This is a genomic window from Dokdonia genika (assembly GCF_042652845.1).
Lineage (GTDB): Bacteria > Bacteroidota > Bacteroidia > Flavobacteriales > Flavobacteriaceae > Dokdonia > Dokdonia donghaensis.
The window spans coordinates 289,980-306,373 of the sequence record NZ_JBHSHB010000008.1 but is presented as its reverse complement, the minus strand read 5'-3'; the positions used below and the strand labels follow the sequence as shown (position 1 = coordinate 306,373).

15 protein-coding genes are annotated in these 16,394 nt (G+C 38.8%); 5 read left to right on the top strand and 10 right to left on the bottom strand.

The genetic code is table 11. The annotated features are described in order from the left end of the window. Positions 1–550 precede the first annotated feature (550 nt). From ACFO5T_RS05340 to ACFO5T_RS05325, 4 genes are read right to left on the bottom strand one after another with little or no spacing between them, the layout of a single operon-like run. Entirely contained in the window at positions 551–2,428 is a 1,878-nt protein-coding gene (locus ACFO5T_RS05340) for a CocE/NonD family hydrolase (protein ID WP_380032606.1), read from the bottom strand. Further along, on the bottom strand, positions 2,429–4,444 hold the full coding sequence (locus tag ACFO5T_RS05335; protein ID WP_380032604.1) for a protein-disulfide reductase DsbD family protein: 2,016 nt from the start codon (positions 4,442–4,444) through the stop codon (positions 2,429–2,431). It abuts the gene before it with no gap. Continuing rightward, positions 4,441–5,748 carry a tRNA lysidine(34) synthetase TilS gene (gene tilS / locus ACFO5T_RS05330; protein WP_380032602.1) on the bottom strand — a complete coding sequence of 436 codons (1,308 nt, stop codon included), beginning with the start codon at positions 5,746–5,748 and terminating at the stop codon, positions 4,441–4,443. Before tilS ends, ACFO5T_RS05335 begins: the two co-directional genes overlap by 4 nt. A gap of 9 nt (positions 5,749–5,757) precedes the next feature. Next, positions 5,758–5,940: a CAL67264 family membrane protein gene (locus tag ACFO5T_RS05325; protein ID WP_021778491.1), complete on the bottom strand. Its 183-nt coding sequence runs from the start codon at positions 5,938–5,940 to the stop codon at positions 5,758–5,760. Positions 5,941–6,101: 161 nt separating this feature from the next. Here ACFO5T_RS05325 and ACFO5T_RS05320 point away from each other — a divergent pair, with 161 nt between their 5' ends. Both ACFO5T_RS05320 and ACFO5T_RS05315 read left to right on the top strand, forming a co-directional pair. Continuing rightward, entirely contained in the window at positions 6,102–7,730 is a 1,629-nt protein-coding gene (locus ACFO5T_RS05320; RefSeq protein WP_380032600.1) for an acyl-CoA carboxylase subunit beta, read from the top strand. A gap of 63 nt (positions 7,731–7,793) precedes the next feature. After that, positions 7,794–8,222, top strand: a complete 429-nt coding sequence (locus ACFO5T_RS05315; RefSeq protein WP_380032598.1) for a hypothetical protein — start codon at positions 7,794–7,796, stop codon at positions 8,220–8,222. Here the strand turns inward: ACFO5T_RS05315 and ACFO5T_RS05310 are convergent, their stop codons facing one another. Then, positions 8,223–9,611: an alanine/glycine:cation symporter family protein gene (locus tag ACFO5T_RS05310; protein WP_380032596.1), complete on the bottom strand. Its 1,389-nt coding sequence runs from the start codon at positions 9,609–9,611 to the stop codon at positions 8,223–8,225. A 106-nt stretch (positions 9,612–9,717) separates the two neighbouring features. Between ACFO5T_RS05310 and ACFO5T_RS05305 the strand changes: the two genes are divergently transcribed. Further along, positions 9,718–10,797 (top strand): DNA topoisomerase IB, encoded by a 1,080-nt coding sequence (locus ACFO5T_RS05305; protein WP_380032594.1) that lies wholly within the window; start codon positions 9,718–9,720, stop codon positions 10,795–10,797. Positions 10,798–10,880: 83 nt separating this feature from the next. On the opposite strand, the gene ACFO5T_RS05300 is transcribed toward ACFO5T_RS05305, so the two are convergent. Both ACFO5T_RS05300 and ACFO5T_RS05295 read right to left on the bottom strand, forming a co-directional pair. Further along, positions 10,881–11,831 (bottom strand): phosphoribosylaminoimidazolesuccinocarboxamide synthase, encoded by a 951-nt coding sequence (locus tag ACFO5T_RS05300; protein WP_380032976.1) that lies wholly within the window; start codon positions 11,829–11,831, stop codon positions 10,881–10,883. 115 nt (positions 11,832–11,946) lie between these two features. Then, complete coding sequence (locus ACFO5T_RS05295) at positions 11,947–12,903, bottom strand: PhoH family protein (RefSeq protein WP_035325186.1); 957 nt, start codon at positions 12,901–12,903, stop codon at positions 11,947–11,949. A gap of 185 nt (positions 12,904–13,088) precedes the next feature. On the opposite strand from ACFO5T_RS05295, the gene ACFO5T_RS05290 reads away from it, so the two are divergent. After that, the gene (locus tag ACFO5T_RS05290; RefSeq protein ID WP_035325187.1) at positions 13,089–13,925 is read left to right on the top strand and encodes an SAM hydrolase/SAM-dependent halogenase family protein; all 837 of its coding nucleotides are present in this window, start codon (positions 13,089–13,091) and stop codon (positions 13,923–13,925) included. After that, on the top strand, positions 13,922–14,218 hold the full coding sequence (locus ACFO5T_RS05285; protein WP_380032591.1) for a putative quinol monooxygenase: 297 nt from the start codon (positions 13,922–13,924) through the stop codon (positions 14,216–14,218). Before ACFO5T_RS05290 ends, ACFO5T_RS05285 begins: the two co-directional genes overlap by 4 nt. On the opposite strand, the gene ACFO5T_RS05280 is transcribed toward ACFO5T_RS05285, so the two are convergent. From ACFO5T_RS05280 to ACFO5T_RS05270, 3 genes are read right to left on the bottom strand one after another with little or no spacing between them, the layout of a single operon-like run. Continuing rightward, positions 14,199–15,230, bottom strand: a complete 1,032-nt coding sequence (locus tag ACFO5T_RS05280; RefSeq protein WP_380032589.1) for a helix-turn-helix domain-containing protein — start codon at positions 15,228–15,230, stop codon at positions 14,199–14,201. The genes ACFO5T_RS05285 and ACFO5T_RS05280 overlap by 20 nt on opposite strands. A gap of 46 nt (positions 15,231–15,276) precedes the next feature. After that, on the bottom strand, positions 15,277–15,852 hold the full coding sequence (locus tag ACFO5T_RS05275; RefSeq protein ID WP_380032586.1) for a biliverdin-producing heme oxygenase: 576 nt from the start codon (positions 15,850–15,852) through the stop codon (positions 15,277–15,279). After that, the gene (locus ACFO5T_RS05270; protein WP_380032584.1) at positions 15,849–16,394 is read right to left on the bottom strand and encodes a response regulator; all 546 of its coding nucleotides are present in this window, start codon (positions 16,392–16,394) and stop codon (positions 15,849–15,851) included. The genes ACFO5T_RS05275 and ACFO5T_RS05270 overlap by 4 nt, the downstream gene beginning before the upstream one ends.

The following is a 16,394-nucleotide window of genomic DNA, read 5'->3' as shown; positions in this document are numbered from 1 at the left end:
TCGTTACATTAATAAAACTCAAATTATACAAGTATAATACTACAGGGATAGCTTTTACTTTACTTGAAATTTATTTTATAATTCCTAAAATAACAAATTTTTAGGCCTAGTCATACATATAGGGGCAAACACCCCTACTTTGAGAATGTATAGCATATTACATTTACTATAAATTAAAACTACGATTTGTTATAGTAAGTTTTTTTAGAGTTTGCGTTTCATTTGTCTTATTGCTTAGGTCACAATGAAGATTTAAACTTACAAATTTAGGGGTGAAAGGCATCCTTGCTTTGCAAGGGTGTTTTTCTTTTTTACAAGTTAAAAATTAACTTATTAACATTTTATTTTAAAAAAAACAAAGCTATATTTGGCCCACCTTAAGACATTAAGGTTTGGGAGCTATTTATTTAGCAATCATAAATTTAGGGGTGAAAGGCATCCCTGCTTAGCAGGGGTGTTTTTCTTTTTTACAAGTAAATTATTAATACATAAAAAAAGGTCTGAGATATATTATATCTCAGACCTTTTTTTATGTAATAACTCGTCTATACTATTCCACTAAAATACTAAACTCAATCTTAGAATTATGGAATACTGAGTGTGTTTGCTTAGTAAAATCTTCTTCCTTTGCTTCAAAGATATTATCTACATACGTCTGAGGATTCAAATCAATAAGCGGAAACCAAGTACTCTGTATCTGCACCTGTAATTTGTGTCCCTTTTTAAAAGTGTGAAGCACATCTTGTAACTTAATAAAAACCTCATCTTTTTCTCCGGCTACAAATGGTTGAGGACGCTCAAAGCTTTTTCTAAAACGACCACGCATTACCTCGCTACGTACCATCTGGTGGTAACCAGCCATCTCTACTCCTTCTTCTGTTTCTTCTGTGTTAGGGACATCATCTGGATATACATCTATAATTTTTACAATCCAGTCTGCAGATGTTCCGGTGGTAGCTACATTAAGCTTTGCCATTATATCACCCACAAGTGTAAGATCATCTTCTAGCACAGGCGTTTCATAAACAAGTACGTCCTCACGAGCCGCAGCAAATCTTTGATCGTCAGACATATATTTACGTGGTGTAAATACCATCTTTTTACCCTCTGCATATGGTACTGGGTTTGCTGGATCACTTACAAACTTTTCTGCATCATATTTTGTAGAAGGACTTCCCGTAAGTGCATTCTCTTTTCCTAAAAAGAAAGAAGCTTTCATCGCTTTTTTAGGTGGCCATTGCTCAAAAGACTTCCATTCTTTACTTCCTGAGTCAAAAACGTGTGCTTCTGGTAATCCTGTTGCTCCACCTTTATTACCTCCTTTTAAGAAGTGATTAAAGAATTTTGTCTCAATATCTCTTTGAAAATAGTCTGAAATATTGTCGCCAAAATAAACATTACCTACAGCCTGTCTCTTTTTGTTACGTGCCCAGTCTCCGTGACTCCAAGGTCCAAAAACAACCGTATTATAATTATTACTACGTTTCTCGATGTTTTTGTACGTCTCCCAAGGTCCGTATAAATCTTCGGCATCATATAGTCCTCCTACAACCATTACGGCTGGCTCTATATTTTCTAGGTGCTGTATAAGCCCTCTAGATTGCCAGAACTCATCATAGTTAGGGTGCTCTTTTAATTGCGTCCAGAACTCATTAGTCTCATCATAATATTTATCTAAGTTTGATAAAGGACCTGTTTTTAAGAAAAAGTCAAACTGGTCATCACTATCAAGCTTTGGAAAATCATACCAAGACTCTGTAGTAGGCCCCTCTTTTTGATAACCAAAAACCGCCGTAGCTCTCCAGTAACTTAACAAGTAAGCTCCGTTATGGTGAAAATCATCAAAAAAGAAATCACCTATACACGCTTGTGGTGAGGCTGCTTTAAGCGCAGGGTGTCCACTCAAGAGTGAGTAGGTTGCATAAAAACCTGGGTAAGAAATTCCCCAAGTACCTACATTACCATTATTATTTTCTACATTATTAACAAGCCATTCTATAGTATCATAAGTATCACTTGCCTCATCTACCTGAGTACCTGTTTTATTAGGTATAAAAGCACGCATATTATCATACTTACCCTCACTCATCCAGCGACCACGTACATCTTGATATACAATAATATTACCCTCTTGCATTAAATAAGCATTAGGCGCTATCGCCGTACGCATCTTTCCTTCTCCATAAGGTTTAGAGCTATAAGGCGTGCGCTGCATTAAAATAGGATACGTTTTTGAGGTATCCTTTGGCGAGTAAATAGTAGTATGAAGATGTACACCATCTCTCATTTTGATGCGTACTTCTTGTTTATTATAATGCTCAGAAACCTGATAAGTAGTGTCTAAAATAGTTTCTCGTGATTGTGCAGATGACGCTTTCGCGAAAGCAAAAAAGCATACGACACATAGTAGTTTGAAGATGTTATTCATTTATTGATTGTTAAAAGTTATGATGGCTTTTTCTAGCCACTTTTCATATTTTTTTGCATTAGGTGTGTACCCAACAGGTTTATTTAGGAGTGTTTCGTCGTGATCTAGCATCACGTAATAAGGCGCCGCAACAATGTTATAACGCTCTATCTGGAAGTTGCTCCACTTATTACCTACCGTTTTAATACGACGACCAGAAGCACTCACGCCTTGCTCCTCTTTTGGTAACTCCTCTTGTGAGTCTCCATAGAGAGAGATAAGTACAACATCGTTCTTTAGCAAGTTAAGTACCTCAGGCTTAGACCACACCAGCTCCTCCATACGACGACAATTTACACACGCCTTACCTGTAAAGTCAAGTAAAACAGGTTTATTTTCTTGACGTGCATAGGCCATACCTGCTTCATAATCTGTAAAGGATAATAATCCGTGAGGGCCTATCTCTGCATTATCTGGAAACTCCTCAGAAGAGTTAGACAGTGTGTTTTGTCCTCCTATACCATAAGGTGACTCGCTATAATTCATAGGTGGCGGGAAGCCGCTTATAAGTTTAAGTGGTGCACCCCAAACACCTGGTATGAGATAAAGAACAAATGCCGTTGTGAGTATACCTAGTAGCAAGCGACCTACCGAGATATGTTTTACTTCTGTATCGTGTGCTAGTTTAATTTTTCCAAATAAGTACAAGGCAAGGCCTATCATTATCGCAATTAAGAGTACTAAAAATACTTCTCTAGGCAAGTAATTACCATCTACTACAAGATCTGCATTTGATAAGAATTTGAGTGCTAGCCCTAGTTCTAAAAATCCTAAAACCACCTTTACTGTGTTGAGCCATCCGCCAGATTTTGGTAAACTATTTAACCACCCTGGAAACATTGCAAATAGTGCAAATGGCAAGGCAATCGCACTAGAGAAACCTAGCATACTTATGATAGGTGTGATACCACCCTCTGTTATAGACTGTACTAAAGCGACACCTACTATAGGTCCCGTACAGCTAAAAGAAACAATAGCGAGTGCAAGCGCCATAAAAAAGATACCTAGGTAACCACCTCTATCTGCTTTACGATCTATCTTATTTGCCCATTTTTGAGGAAGCATAATCTCAAATGCTCCAAAAAATGAAATAGCAAACACTACAAGTAATACAAAGAATACTAAATTAAAAGTAACGCTCGTAGACACCTCAACAATTGCAGTCGCGCCAAAGATTGCCGTGACCGTAAGACCTATCACCACATATATAATAATGATAGAGATACCATAAATAATCGCGTTACGTATACCAGCTGCTCTAGACTTACTTTGTTTTGTAAAGTAACTCACCGTCATAGGGATCATAGGGAACACACAAGGTGTAAATAATGCTGCCAGACCTCCTAAAAATGATAAGAAAAAGACCGTCCAGAGCCCTTTGTTGCTTGTGCTTTCATCCTCTTCATAATCATCATCGCTATCGCCTTTATCCTTTTGTGCTGGGCTAGCACCATATTTTTCAAACTCGTTATAATCTGTAAAGACCTTTGCCTTTCCAGTTTTTAAGTTGTGAGCAATGTAAAAGTCTTGAGGAATACACACCTCTTTACAGACCTGATAGTTTATAACCGACTTGACAATGGTTATACTCTTGTCTGTAAGTGTAATAGGCATAGAGAGCACAGGGTTCTGCCCTACATACTTTATGACATCTTCTTCAAAAATCTCATCAAAGGCTGTCTTTGTCTCACTCTCTTGTGCAAACTTCTCGCGAGTAACTCCTGCATCCTTTTGTAAAAACTCAAAATTAAACGGAATACCAGCTGGCGATTTTTGAGCATAAATATACCATCCCTCTTCTATGGTGGCCTCGTAGTTTAAAATATATTCTGTGTCAGATTTTTTCTCTACGCTACCTGCCCACTGTACTGGATCTACAGTAACTTCAGAAATCCCAAAACTAAAATCTTGTGCACTTACAGCAGTCGCCATAAGTACTATAAGCGAACTTAATATTATGAATGCTTTACGCGTCATATAGTTGTAAATTTTATCATTTTTTGTGCGTCATCAGCTACCTTAAAACGGTCATCTGCTCTGTGACCTATCACCCACACAATATCTTTATCATTACAAAGCAGCCATACGTGCTCCTTTGCTATCAAAGATACCTTTTCATCTTTTAAATACTTACTCAACTTCTTTTTTCCTTTCATCCCAAAAGGATAGAAAAAATCACCTTTTTCCCACTTCCTTATCGTGAGCGGAAATGTCAACTTTGTCGCATCTACCACTATCTCCTTTCTTGAGGTGCTCTCAAATGTATCACTTGTCTCAAGCCTTAATGTACCAAAGTCACCTTCTATCTTACTCACACCAGATTTCCAGGTATAAGTTGTGGGTTGTGCAACGGCATTTTCAGTAAGTAATAGCACGTCTCTATCTTTTACTAAACGATGCGTTTCAGAAAATATTTGCTTACCAGATTGTGCATCAAGCAGCTCATAAACATCACTCCACGCTTTAAAGTTGTAAGGTTGTAATAACTGGTATAAAACCGCCTGTGGCTCCTCGTGTTTCTTGAGCGCTTGTACGTTTATTACTTGTAGTCCATCTCGTGTTGTCACATACGCTTTCCTTAAAGACGCTGTGTAGATTGCTAGTAACTTATCTGTTTGACGTAAATGTTGCTGAGTGGTCTGTAAACCCTGCAAAGTAGCTGGTTGCGCTGCCACCATACTCGGTATAGCGTGATGCCTCAAGTGGTTGCGCACGTAGTTATCTGTTGCATTACTACTATCCTCACGCCACGCTAGTTTTTCTTGTAATGCATATTCTTTTATACGCTTTCCCGAAAAAGGCAACAGTGGTCTCACAACCCGTCCGTTTATTTCTGGGATGCCAGTAAGGCCTTTAACGCCGGTACCGCGACCTAAGTTTATGAGAAACGTTTCTAACTCATCATTGAGATGATGGGCAGTTAAGATATAATCCAAACCTTCGGTAGCCGAAAGTTCTTTAAACCACTGATAACGCAGCTCTCTTGCGGCGATCTGGGTTGATTTTTTTTCAATTTTCGCGTAAGCGGAAGTATCAAAACTCTTTATGTAAATAGGAATGTTATGGAGCTTGCAATAGCTTTCCACAAAAGCTTGATCACCATCACTCTCTACTCCTCTTAAATTAAAATTGCAGTGTGCTACACGTATCGTAAGGCCTGCCTGACGACACAGTAACAATAAGAGCATACTATCAAGCCCACCACTTACTGTGACGAGTATCTTACTATCAAGAAGAAATGGTAAATCTTGTGCGATATGGTGCTTAAAATCCTCAAGCATCCTCACACATTATACACGACCCTTAAGGGCATTAAATACCCAAGCAATGGCAAAGAAACCAACACCTACAGAGGCAAATCCCCAGCCAGCAACATCGTTATATTTAAAAACGCCAAGACCTATAAGTCCTAAACCTACTAAAATCATTATAAAAGTGGCCCACGCCAAAACGGTATTTTTATTCATACCCATAGTTTTATTTTTAGGGAAAATCTTATGTAATAAGACAAGCTACAAATATCGGTTATTTATTGGAATTTGGGTAGTAGGTAATTTTTACAATTCTCATTTCAAGCTTGTGCTACAATACTTACCTTTATAGACAGAAAAACATTCAAGCACACACACATTTTATGGATTTAAAATTCAATAAAAACGAAGATCATAATAAGCTACTCTTATCAGAGATGAGAAATCGCCTTGCCGAAGTAAAACTAGGTGGTGGGCAAAAACGTATAGATAAACATAAAGCTAAGGGTAAAATGACTGCCCGAGAGCGCATAGATTACCTAGTAGACAACCCAAAAAAGTGTATCGAGATTGCCGCTTTTGCTGGAGAAGGGATGTATGAAGAACACGGCGGATGCCCTTCTGGTGGTGTGGTTGTAAAAATAGGATACGTATCTGGTAAGCAATGTCTCATCGTTGCAAATGATGCTACTGTTAAGGCCGGAGCCTGGTTCCCTATTACAGGAAAGAAAAACCTAAGAGCACAAGAAATCGCTATGGAAAATAAACTACCTATTATCTACCTAGTAGATAGTGCGGGTGTTTATCTCCCTATGCAAGATGAGATTTTTCCAGATAAGGAGCACTTTGGACGCATCTTCCGTAACAATGCGGTGATGAGTAGTATGGGTATTACACAGATTTCTGCAGTAATGGGAAGTTGTGTTGCTGGTGGTGCATACTTACCTATTATGAGTGATGAAGCGCTTATAGTAGATAAAACGGGAAGTATTTTTCTTGCGGGAAGCTACCTTGTAAAAGCAGCAATAGGTGAATCTATAGATAATGAAACACTAGGAGGAGCCACTACACACTGTGAGATTTCTGGTGTGACAGATTATAAATCTAAAGATGACAAGGACGCTCTTGATACCATTAAAAAATTGATGGGAAAAATAGGCGATTACACAAAAGCAGGTTATAACCGTATTGAACCTGCAAAGCCTGCAAAAGATCCAGAAGAACTTTTTGGCATCCTGCCTGCCTCTCGTGCAGATCAATATGATATGCGAGACATTATAGACAGACTGGTAGACAACTCTGAGTTTGACGAATATAAGGAAGGTTACGGGCAATCTATACTTACAGGTTATGCTCGCATTAATGGATGGGCAGTAGGTATCGTTGCAAACCAGCGCAAGCTTGTAAAAACTAAAAAAGGTGAAATGCAGTTTGGCGGAGTGATTTACTCCGACAGTGCAGATAAGGCGACGCGCTTTATAGCCAACTGTAACCAGAAAAAAATACCGCTTGTATTCTTACAAGATGTAACTGGCTTTATGGTAGGTAGTAAAAGTGAGCACGGAGGTATTATAAAAGACGGAGCAAAAATGGTAAACGCTGTTTCAAACTCGGTTGTGCCTAAGTTTACTATTATTATAGGAAACTCTTACGGAGCAGGAAACTATGCAATGTGTGGTAAAGCTTACGACCCAAGACTCATAGTAGCCTGGCCTAGTGCAGAGCTTGCGGTAATGTCTGGTAATAGTGCTGCAAAAGTATTACTACAGATAGAAACTGCCTCGCTCAAAAAGCAAGGAAAAGAAATCACACCAGAGGTAGAAAAAGAACTTTTTGACTGTATTAAGTCTCGTTATGATGATCAAGTATCACCATACTACGCAGCATCAAGAATCTGGACAGACGGCATTATAGACCCACGAGATACGCGTAAGTGGATCTCAATGGGTATCGAAGCCGCAGACCACGCTCCTATCGAGAAGCCCTTTAATCTTGGGGTGATTCAAGTGTAATCACAATAGCTGTAACAGATATGAAGGTTGTTCGTTTACTCTATAAACGAACAACCTTTTTTTATGTCTTATAACAACGAACTTATCACAAAAAAGCCTTGGCTACATCGCAACTGGAAGTGGTTTGTACCCACCGCTCTTATCATTGTTTGTTTTACACTATTCATTATGGCTGCTGGTGATTTTATAAACGCAATGGGAACTGCAATGGCAGATCCAGAACTCATTGATAAAGCTAGAGAAGAAGCAGAAGAGAATAAGGAGGTAACGACCTACTTTGGATCACCGTTACAAATAGGCAATATTATAGATGGTGATGTTCTCATAGATGATAAAGCAAAAACCATACGCATTACTGTCCCTCTTAAAGGAAACAAAGGTTCAGGCAAGATTGATATTTATGCACATCTTGCTGAGGAAAAATGGCAGCACGACTCCATAGATGTTCGTCTTAAAAAACCAGAAAATCGCACCTTTAAGGTATTGCGATAATTAATCCAACTCCTTAAAATACCTCCTCGCTTCCTTCATCACTCTTGGTGCGAGGTACAAGGTTGCAATCATCGTTGGTATTGCCATTATGGCAAAAAATCCGTCTATCAAGTTAATCATCATACTAAGTGATGTGGTCGCTCCTATCAAAATACTCGCGATGTAAGCGATGTTATAATACTTCTTATTATGCGCTCCAAAAAGGAAGCTTAAGCACTTAGTCCCGTAGTAACTATATGAGAACAGCGATGAGATACTAAACACGGCGATGCATAATAGTAAGATATATTTCCCTGCAGGTGATAACGCTTTCGCGAAAGCGGAAGCCGTAAGCGTAACTCCATTTGCATCTGTCGTTTGCCACACGTCTGTTACCAAAATTGCAAGCGCCGTAAGTGTACACACCACAATGGTATCTATTGCAGGGCCCAGCATTGCCACTAGTCCTTCACGTATGGGTTGTGCAGTTTTTGCAGCGCCGTGCGCCATAGGTGCCGTACCTACACCAGCTTCGTTTGAAAAAGCACCACGTTTTATACCTAATAAAATCAATCCACCTACCACACCGCCCAGCAGTTTATCTCCTGTATAAAAATCGGCAGAGAAGGCATCTGTAAATATGAGACCCAAATATTTAGGAACTACATCTATGTTTACAAAGAGTATTGCCATTACTGCTACAAAGTAAATAAAGACCATCGCAGGCACTAGTCTTGATGCAGTTTTAGAAATACGATCGAGTCCGCCTAGTATAACAACTGCCGTGATAGCAACAAGTATGAGCCCGATAATCAAGTTAGAGGTAAAACCCACCTCAACACCCTGAGGTACGAGTAATATATCATTTACCGCCTGTGTGAGTTGGTTTACATTAAAAACCGGCAATGCTCCCACGAGTCCCGCAATACTAAAGATTACGGCAAGCGGTTTCCAGGCCTTACCCATTCCTTCTGTGATAAAATACATAGGTCCTCCCTGTGTTTTGCCCTCACTATCTTTACCTCTATACATTATGGCAAGCGAGCCTGTAAAAAACTTTGTTGCCATACCCACAATGGCGCTCATCCACATCCAGAAAACAGCACCTGGACCTCCTATAGCAATTGCCACCGCTACACCGGCGATGTTACCCATACCTACGGTTGCACTAAGCGCTGTAGTGAGCGCCTGAAAGTGTGTAATCTCTCCTTCATCATTTTCTCCATCGTACTTTCCTCGCAAGACTGCAACAGCGTGACCTAAGTATCTAAATGGCAAAAATCTCGAATAGATGAGCAAAAACAGACCGCCACCTATAAGTAAGCACACGAGCGGGATTCCCCACATAGCGCTAGAAAAATCTGCTATAAGTTCATTAGCCTGATCGTAAAATGATGGTTGTGCTTGCATACAAGATCTATTTATATGGTGAAGTAACAAAAATTAAGAGCAGTTTACCAAAACGTTCACATATATTTTTGAACAGGCATTTGTTTTCGTCACTAAATTTACTGTTATGACACTCACCGCCAGCCAAATCGAGAACATCCTAAGAAACCCAGAGGAAACTGCGGCCGCAGCAAATCTCATTTACGTCTCTGATGCAGACCTCAACATAAGAAGGAAAAAGAAGAAGAAAAAATTTCACTATTACTTTAATGATAAACCTCTTAAGGACAAAAAGGAATTAGAGCGCATCAATAATCTTGTGATACCGCCTAACTGGGAGAAAGTGCGCATTGCATATCCTCCTAACGGACATTTACAAGTGGTAGGTCGCGATGCTAAAAACAGAAAAGTGTACCGCTATCACGACCTATGGTCAAAAATTAGAAACCAAACTAAGTTTTATAAACTAGCCAATTTTGGAAACGCACTGCCTAGCATACGCGAGCGTATAGATGAGGATCTTGACGCTCCAGAGATGTCAAAACGCAAGGTGCTTGCACTTGTCCTCAGGCTTATGGAAGAAACCCACATACGTATAGGTAACGACTACTACGCAAAGCGCAATAAAACCTACGGCCTCTCTACCTTACGCACCAGACACGTGACAACTACCAAGGAAAAAATCCGCTTTGAGTTTGTGGGTAAAAAAGGCAAAAAGCACAACATCACCCTACGCAATAAGAAACTCGCAAAACTTGTAAACCGTTGCGAAGAAATACCTGGCTGGGAGTTATTTCAATTTTATGATTCAAATGGCGAAAAGCACCGCGTAGATAGCACGATGGTAAACGATTACATACACGAGCTGAGTGGTGACTTATTTTCGGCAAAAGATTTTAGGACTTGGGGAGCTACAAAAACTTTTTTTGAAACCGTGCTCGACCTAGGCTACACAGAAGACGAAAAGGAAAATAAAGCAAACATACTCACCGCTTTTGACGCCGCTGCAGAAGCTCTAGGTAATACACGCAATGTATGTCGCAAGTATTACGTGCATCCTCAAATAGTAGATGCCTACGAGTCTGGATCTATCGTCGCTGAGTTTAAAAAGGTAGATGCTCATCAAGGCGCAAGACCATTTTTTACAGAAACTGAGGAGGTATTACTACAAATGATTTCAAAGTTTGAATTAGACTTTAGTAAGTGATATAAGTACGCTTTCGCGAAAGCGTAACACAAAAAAAGCCCCTTGGTAACGAAAGGGCTTTTAGTTTTTAAATTGCTATGCTGTTATTTTGCAAGGTATGCGAGCACGTTCTTCTCGATACGGTCTTGAATGTTTGAAGTATCCGCTTTTGCGAAAGCGTCACCTGTAATATTCTCATACAACTCAATATATCTTTCTGATACAGTCTCTATGTACTCATCTGTCATCTCAGGCACGGTTTGTCCCTCTAGACCTTGAAAGTCATTTGAGATAAGCCACTGTCTCACAAACTCTTTAGATAGTTGTTTTTGAGCTTCGCCAGCTGCTTGACGTTCCTCATAACCTTCGGCATAGAAGTAACGAGAAGAGTCTGGTGTATGTATCTCATCTATGAGAACAATCTCACCATCTGCGGTTTTTCCAAATTCATACTTCGTATCTACCAATATAAGTCCTCTAGATGCTGCAATCTCACTTCCTCTTTGAAAAAGCTTGCGTGTGTAATCTTCTAGCACGAGGTAATCCTCTTCTGAAACGATGTTCTTTTTAATAATATCTTCTCTTGAGATATCCTCATCGTGGTCACCCATCTCTGCCTTAGTAGCTGGTGTGATGATAGGCTCTGGAAAGGCATCATTTTCTTTCATTCCTTCTGGCATTGCAACACCACAAAGTATTCTCCTACCCACTTTATACTCTCTAGCCGCGTGCCCAGACATATAACCACGTATTACCATCTCCACTTTAAAAGGCTCACATCGCTTCCCTATTGCCACATTAGGATCTGGAGTAGCCACGAGCCAGTTAGGCACAAGGTCTTCTGTATCCTTCATCATTTTAGTAGCAATCTGATTTAAGATTTGCCCCTTAAAAGGAATTCCTTTAGGCATTACAACGTCAAAGGCGCTTAGCCTATCTGTTGCAACCATAAGTAATAAATCATCTTCGAGTGTGTAGACTTCTCTCACTTTACCCTTGTAGATAGATTTCTGACCAGGGAAGTTAAAATTAGTGTCTGTAATAGTGTTCACTATAGGTTGGTTTGAACGGTTGTATTAATCCTTTTGAGGTATTAAAACAACACGATTAGTTATTCTTCAAAAGTAAAATTCTGAATGATATATTACGAATTAAAAGTATAGAAATATGTTAGTCGTTTCTATTTTCTATCTCGCGATAAGCCGCAATCATTTTCTTTACTAGAGGATGGCGCACCACATCTTTATCATCAAGATAAATCATCCCTACTCCTTTTACGGTTTTGAGGATAAGTAACGCTTCCTTAAGACCACTGGTGACACGTCTAGGTAAATCTATCTGCCCTGGATCTCCAGTAATCATAAACTTTGCATTTCGTCCCATACGAGTAAGGAACATCTTCATCTGGGCGTGTGTTGTGTTTTGAGCTTCATCAAGTATCACAAAAGCATTATCAAGTGTACGACCACGCATAAAAGCCATAGGTGCAATTTGTATCACTCCTTTCTCAATAAAGGTCTCTAGCTTTTCACTAGGAATCATATCCCTAAGTGCATCATAAAGTGGTTGCATATAAGGGTCCAGCTTCTCCTTCATATCACCAGGTAGAAAACCTAAATTTTCTCCAGCCTCTACAGCAGGTCTCGTGAGTATAATGCGTTTTACTCGCTTCTCTTTAAGCGCTTTTACCGCTAGTGCAACGCCTACATATGTTTTACCAGTACCGGCAGGACCTATAGCAAAGGTTAGGTCATTCTTTTTTGAAAGCTCTACCAGTTTACGCTGGTTTGCCGTTTGTGGTTTTATAAGTTTACCACTCACCCCGTGTACAAGCACATCGCCACTCTCTACAGGCGTTTCATAATCTTCTTTACTCACACTTGTAAGTACGCGCTCTATTGAGTTTTCATCTATCTTATTATACTTCCCAAAGTGATCCATAAGCATCGTCATACGCCTATCAAACTCTTCTAGAAGATCTTCATCTCCGTAAGCTTTGATTTTATTACCTCTAGCTACTATCTTGAGTTTAGGAAAATACTGCTTAAGGAGTTCTATATTAGCATTGCGCTGTCCAAAAAATTCGCGCGGATTGATTTCTGAGAGTTCTAAGATTAATTCGTTCAAAAGGCAGAAGGATTTAGTGAGTTACGTCCGTAAAATATTTTAGCTTTGTTTACTACCAAAATACGCATTTTTTAATCACCAAAACACGAGTTCAACACCCTGTTAACGATTAAATAATAAACAATGATGGTTTATAACTATTTTAAACAAGTAACTCTTTAAGAAAACAAAGCACAGTACTTTATATGAAATTAATCACTCTTACAACAGACTATGGCGAGAAAGATCCTTTTGCAGGAGCCGTAAAAGGAGCGATTTACTCAGAGCTAGAGGATGTGCGTATTGTAGATATATCGCACTCTGTATCGCCTTTTCATCTTATGGAAGCAGCTTATATTATTCAAAATGCGTATCAAAATTTCCCGAAAGGGTCCATACACGTTATAGGTGTAGACAGCGAGCTCACACCAGAAACAAACCACATAGCCGTAAAACTAGATGGTCATTATTTTATATGTGCAAATAATGGTATCATATCGCTACTCACAAAAGATATTGTACCTGAGGAAAAAGTAGAGATAAACATACACGACCGTACACTTACTAACTTTACTGTACTAGATGTATTTGTAAAGACGGCCTGCCATATCGCACGCGGTGGTACGCTAGGTGTGATAGGAAAAAACATAGATAACATAAGACAACTTACAGGTATCGCACCTGTTATAAACACGGCTCGCAACCAGATATCTGGTAACGTCATTTATATAGATAACTATGGTAATGTGGTAAGTAACATCACAAAAAAATTATTTGACGAAGTAGGCAAAGGTCGCAGCTTTAAGCTTGAAGCACGTGGTGCAGACATCACAAAAATCTATAAGCAGTATAGCGATGCTATAAACTTTGACATAGAAAAATCTAAGCGAGAAGAGGAAGGAAAGAAACTAGCCGTTTTTAACTCTGGTGGTTACATAGAGCTTGCTATTTACAAAAGTAATCCTAGTACGGTAGGTAGTGCTGCTAGCCTCTTTGGCCTCAATTATAGAGACACGGTAATGATAAACTTTACAGATAAATGATTGTAAGACTAGTGAAATTACGCTTTCGCGAAAGCGAGATACCCTCTTTTTTAAACAATTTTGAAAAGGTAAAAAGTGATATACGTGCTTTTAAAGGTTGTCTCTACTTAGAACTACTTCAAGATGCCGAAGATCCTTCTATCTTCTTTACGCACAGTCACTGGGAATCTAACGAGGCTCTGCAGGGTTATCGCAACTCAGATCTCTTTAAAGGCATATGGGCAAACACGAAACCAAAATTTTCTGGAAAACCAGAAGCCTGGAGTACAAACTCTATTGATAAACAAGATTAGAGCTCTGGCAAATTGCGCAATGAAGAAGGAGGAATACCATACTTTTCTTTAAAATTTTTGAGAAGTAGCTCCTACTGGATAGTCCAAGTGCATACACAACCTCAGAGACATTCTTATCTTCTGAGGTGAGCATTGTTAAGGCACGTTTTAATCGATACTCTTTTATATAATCATTTACGGTCATCCCATAATTGCGTTTAAAACCATCTTGTAACCTATAAGCTTCTATACCTACAGCTTCGGCAATTTCTGGTATGGTCTCAAGTTTTGAAATGTTATTTTCTATATAGTTTACGGCAGCTACCACAGTATCCATATCTGATAGTCTTAATGTGGTACGTTTATTACCTTCTAGTGAGTCCTCCCTATACAGTTTAAGCATAAGTGATGTACACTCAAGCGCCTTTGCGCCTAGGTAATTAGTACGAACCAGACCTTGATCTTCGTTACTGAGAATACTCCCTATGATATCAGAAATTTGTAGACTGTAATAACCTTTATGAGCAATTTGAGTTAGCCCATTTACATCTGCAAAAAGTGGATAATAAGCTGCATCTATCTTATTAAGGTCATACGACAACTGCTCTTGAAACTTAACTTTATTTATCTCCAAATAACAAATAATGGCAGGGCTATCTTTTTTTATAATATAAATCTGGTCTTCCTCATACGTAGGCGCGGCAATAAGATGCTCTGCGCGACGTATGGCAATCTCTTCTTCGCTAGATGAAAACTTATGAGCAATCTCCCCTTTCATACAGTATATGAACCTGAGAGAGTTTATACCATTATTCTCAAAATAGAACTCCGTATCATCGTGCATATCACAGTTTATGATATGTAAACCTATACCGTTAGGAAAATTAATACCCTTTATCTCTCCAGTACCTATGTGCGATGGTATCTTTACTGCAAACTCTCCAAAACTATTTGTAAAATTTACGCCAAAGGCCCCTGCAATCTCAGGTACAAAGTCATCTACCTGTTCTATTTTAAGTTTGTAAGATTTCATAAGTCTTTATAAAAAAAGTAAATCGTAGTAATGATATGAGGCGATACTACATTGTGGGCTTTTTATAAGCCTTTTTAAAGTGTTCAAAAATATGAATGGCACTTACACCAGCCCTATCTATATCCTCACTTGTAAACTTGCAACTCAATACAGCTTCCTTAAATGATTTCCATCTAGTAGCAGCTACTTTTGTGTCTGTGTTATAAAAATAATGCGCTTCTATATGAGACAACTTCTCACAAGATTGTAGTTTTTTACTCATCATCATACCCCCCATCATAGATCCCTCTATTACATATAAAGCTCCTACGAGCGTACCTAAGTCACGAGGGCCTGTTATAGCTGTAGGTTGTGGTAATGGAAAGTTAGAAAAACCAGCTATATCCTTTGCCAGTGCATTTGTTTTTTGATAACCAGCAAAGGGCTTAAGCTCGTCTGGTAAGTTATCATAACGTGCGTTTATAAAATCTTCGACCGCCTTATAAACAGAAAAGTTTTGCCTCAAGAGCTCTTCGTATTGCGCTTGATTTATACTGCCATCCATTATAAAGCCCGTAAGGTTATCTTCTTCTACCTCATCGTGTATCGCTTTAGTTTTTTCTTTGAGATGTTCTAATATCATAGGGATTTTTTAATTTTTTCTAGGTGTTCTCTTATTTTGGCAATGCGCTCTTGATGAGTGATATTTTCTTTATTTATATCATCCATATAATTCTTGATATCACTAACGAGATCTGTACTTTGTTTTATTCTATTTCTCGTATTCTGAACTATAACTGGTCTATTCTTAATTTTATCAATATATGGTGATAGTTTTGAGGCCAGTACGTTTATATGCTTTTTGAGTATGAAGCCATCTGCTCCATTTAAAATAGTCTCTGCCGCCAGCTCCTCATCTTGTAAGGTGCCTGTAACAAACAGAAAAATAGCTGTAGGCGATTTATCTCTAGATACCTCTAGAACCTCCATACCCGTACAAGTAGGCAGGTTATAATCCGAAATTATGAGTTGAGGATTAAATGTTTTTATCGCAACCTCTAGATCTGAAAGATTATCTACTACTTGAACTTTATAATTTTTATCTAATTTGTGTATTTGTCTAGTGATAAGAGCAGCATCAGACTCCGTGTCTTCTACTAGCAATATATGTACTTCTGTTGTCAT

Excerpts from the sequence above, each read along its gene's own strand:
- ACFO5T_RS05310 (WP_380032596.1), bottom strand. The coding sequence starts at position 9,611 with ATGCAAGCACAACCATCATTTTACGATCAGGCTAATGAACTTATAGCA.
- ACFO5T_RS05285 (WP_380032591.1), top strand. The coding sequence starts at position 13,922 with ATGATTGTAAGACTAGTGAAATTACGCTTTCGCGAAAGCGAGATACCC.
- ACFO5T_RS05325 (WP_021778491.1), bottom strand. The coding sequence starts at position 5,940 with ATGGGTATGAATAAAAATACCGTTTTGGCGTGGGCCACTTTTATAATG.
- ACFO5T_RS05305 (WP_380032594.1), top strand. The coding sequence starts at position 9,718 with ATGACACTCACCGCCAGCCAAATCGAGAACATCCTAAGAAACCCAGAG.
- tilS (WP_380032602.1), bottom strand. The coding sequence starts at position 5,748 with ATGCTTGAGGATTTTAAGCACCATATCGCACAAGATTTACCATTTCTT.
- ACFO5T_RS05270 (WP_380032584.1), bottom strand. The coding sequence starts at position 16,394 with ATGACAACAGAAGTACATATATTGCTAGTAGAAGACACGGAGTCTGAT.
- ACFO5T_RS05340 (WP_380032606.1), bottom strand. The coding sequence starts at position 2,428 with ATGAATAACATCTTCAAACTACTATGTGTCGTATGCTTTTTTGCTTTC.
- ACFO5T_RS05275 (WP_380032586.1), bottom strand. The coding sequence starts at position 15,852 with ATGATATTAGAACATCTCAAAGAAAAAACTAAAGCGATACACGATGAG.
- ACFO5T_RS05335 (WP_380032604.1), bottom strand. The coding sequence starts at position 4,444 with ATGACGCGTAAAGCATTCATAATATTAAGTTCGCTTATAGTACTTATG.
- ACFO5T_RS05320 (WP_380032600.1), top strand. The coding sequence starts at position 6,102 with ATGGATTTAAAATTCAATAAAAACGAAGATCATAATAAGCTACTCTTA.
- ACFO5T_RS05290 (WP_035325187.1), top strand. The coding sequence starts at position 13,089 with ATGAAATTAATCACTCTTACAACAGACTATGGCGAGAAAGATCCTTTT.
- ACFO5T_RS05280 (WP_380032589.1), bottom strand. The coding sequence starts at position 15,230 with ATGAAATCTTACAAACTTAAAATAGAACAGGTAGATGACTTTGTACCT.
- ACFO5T_RS05315 (WP_380032598.1), top strand. The coding sequence starts at position 7,794 with ATGTCTTATAACAACGAACTTATCACAAAAAAGCCTTGGCTACATCGC.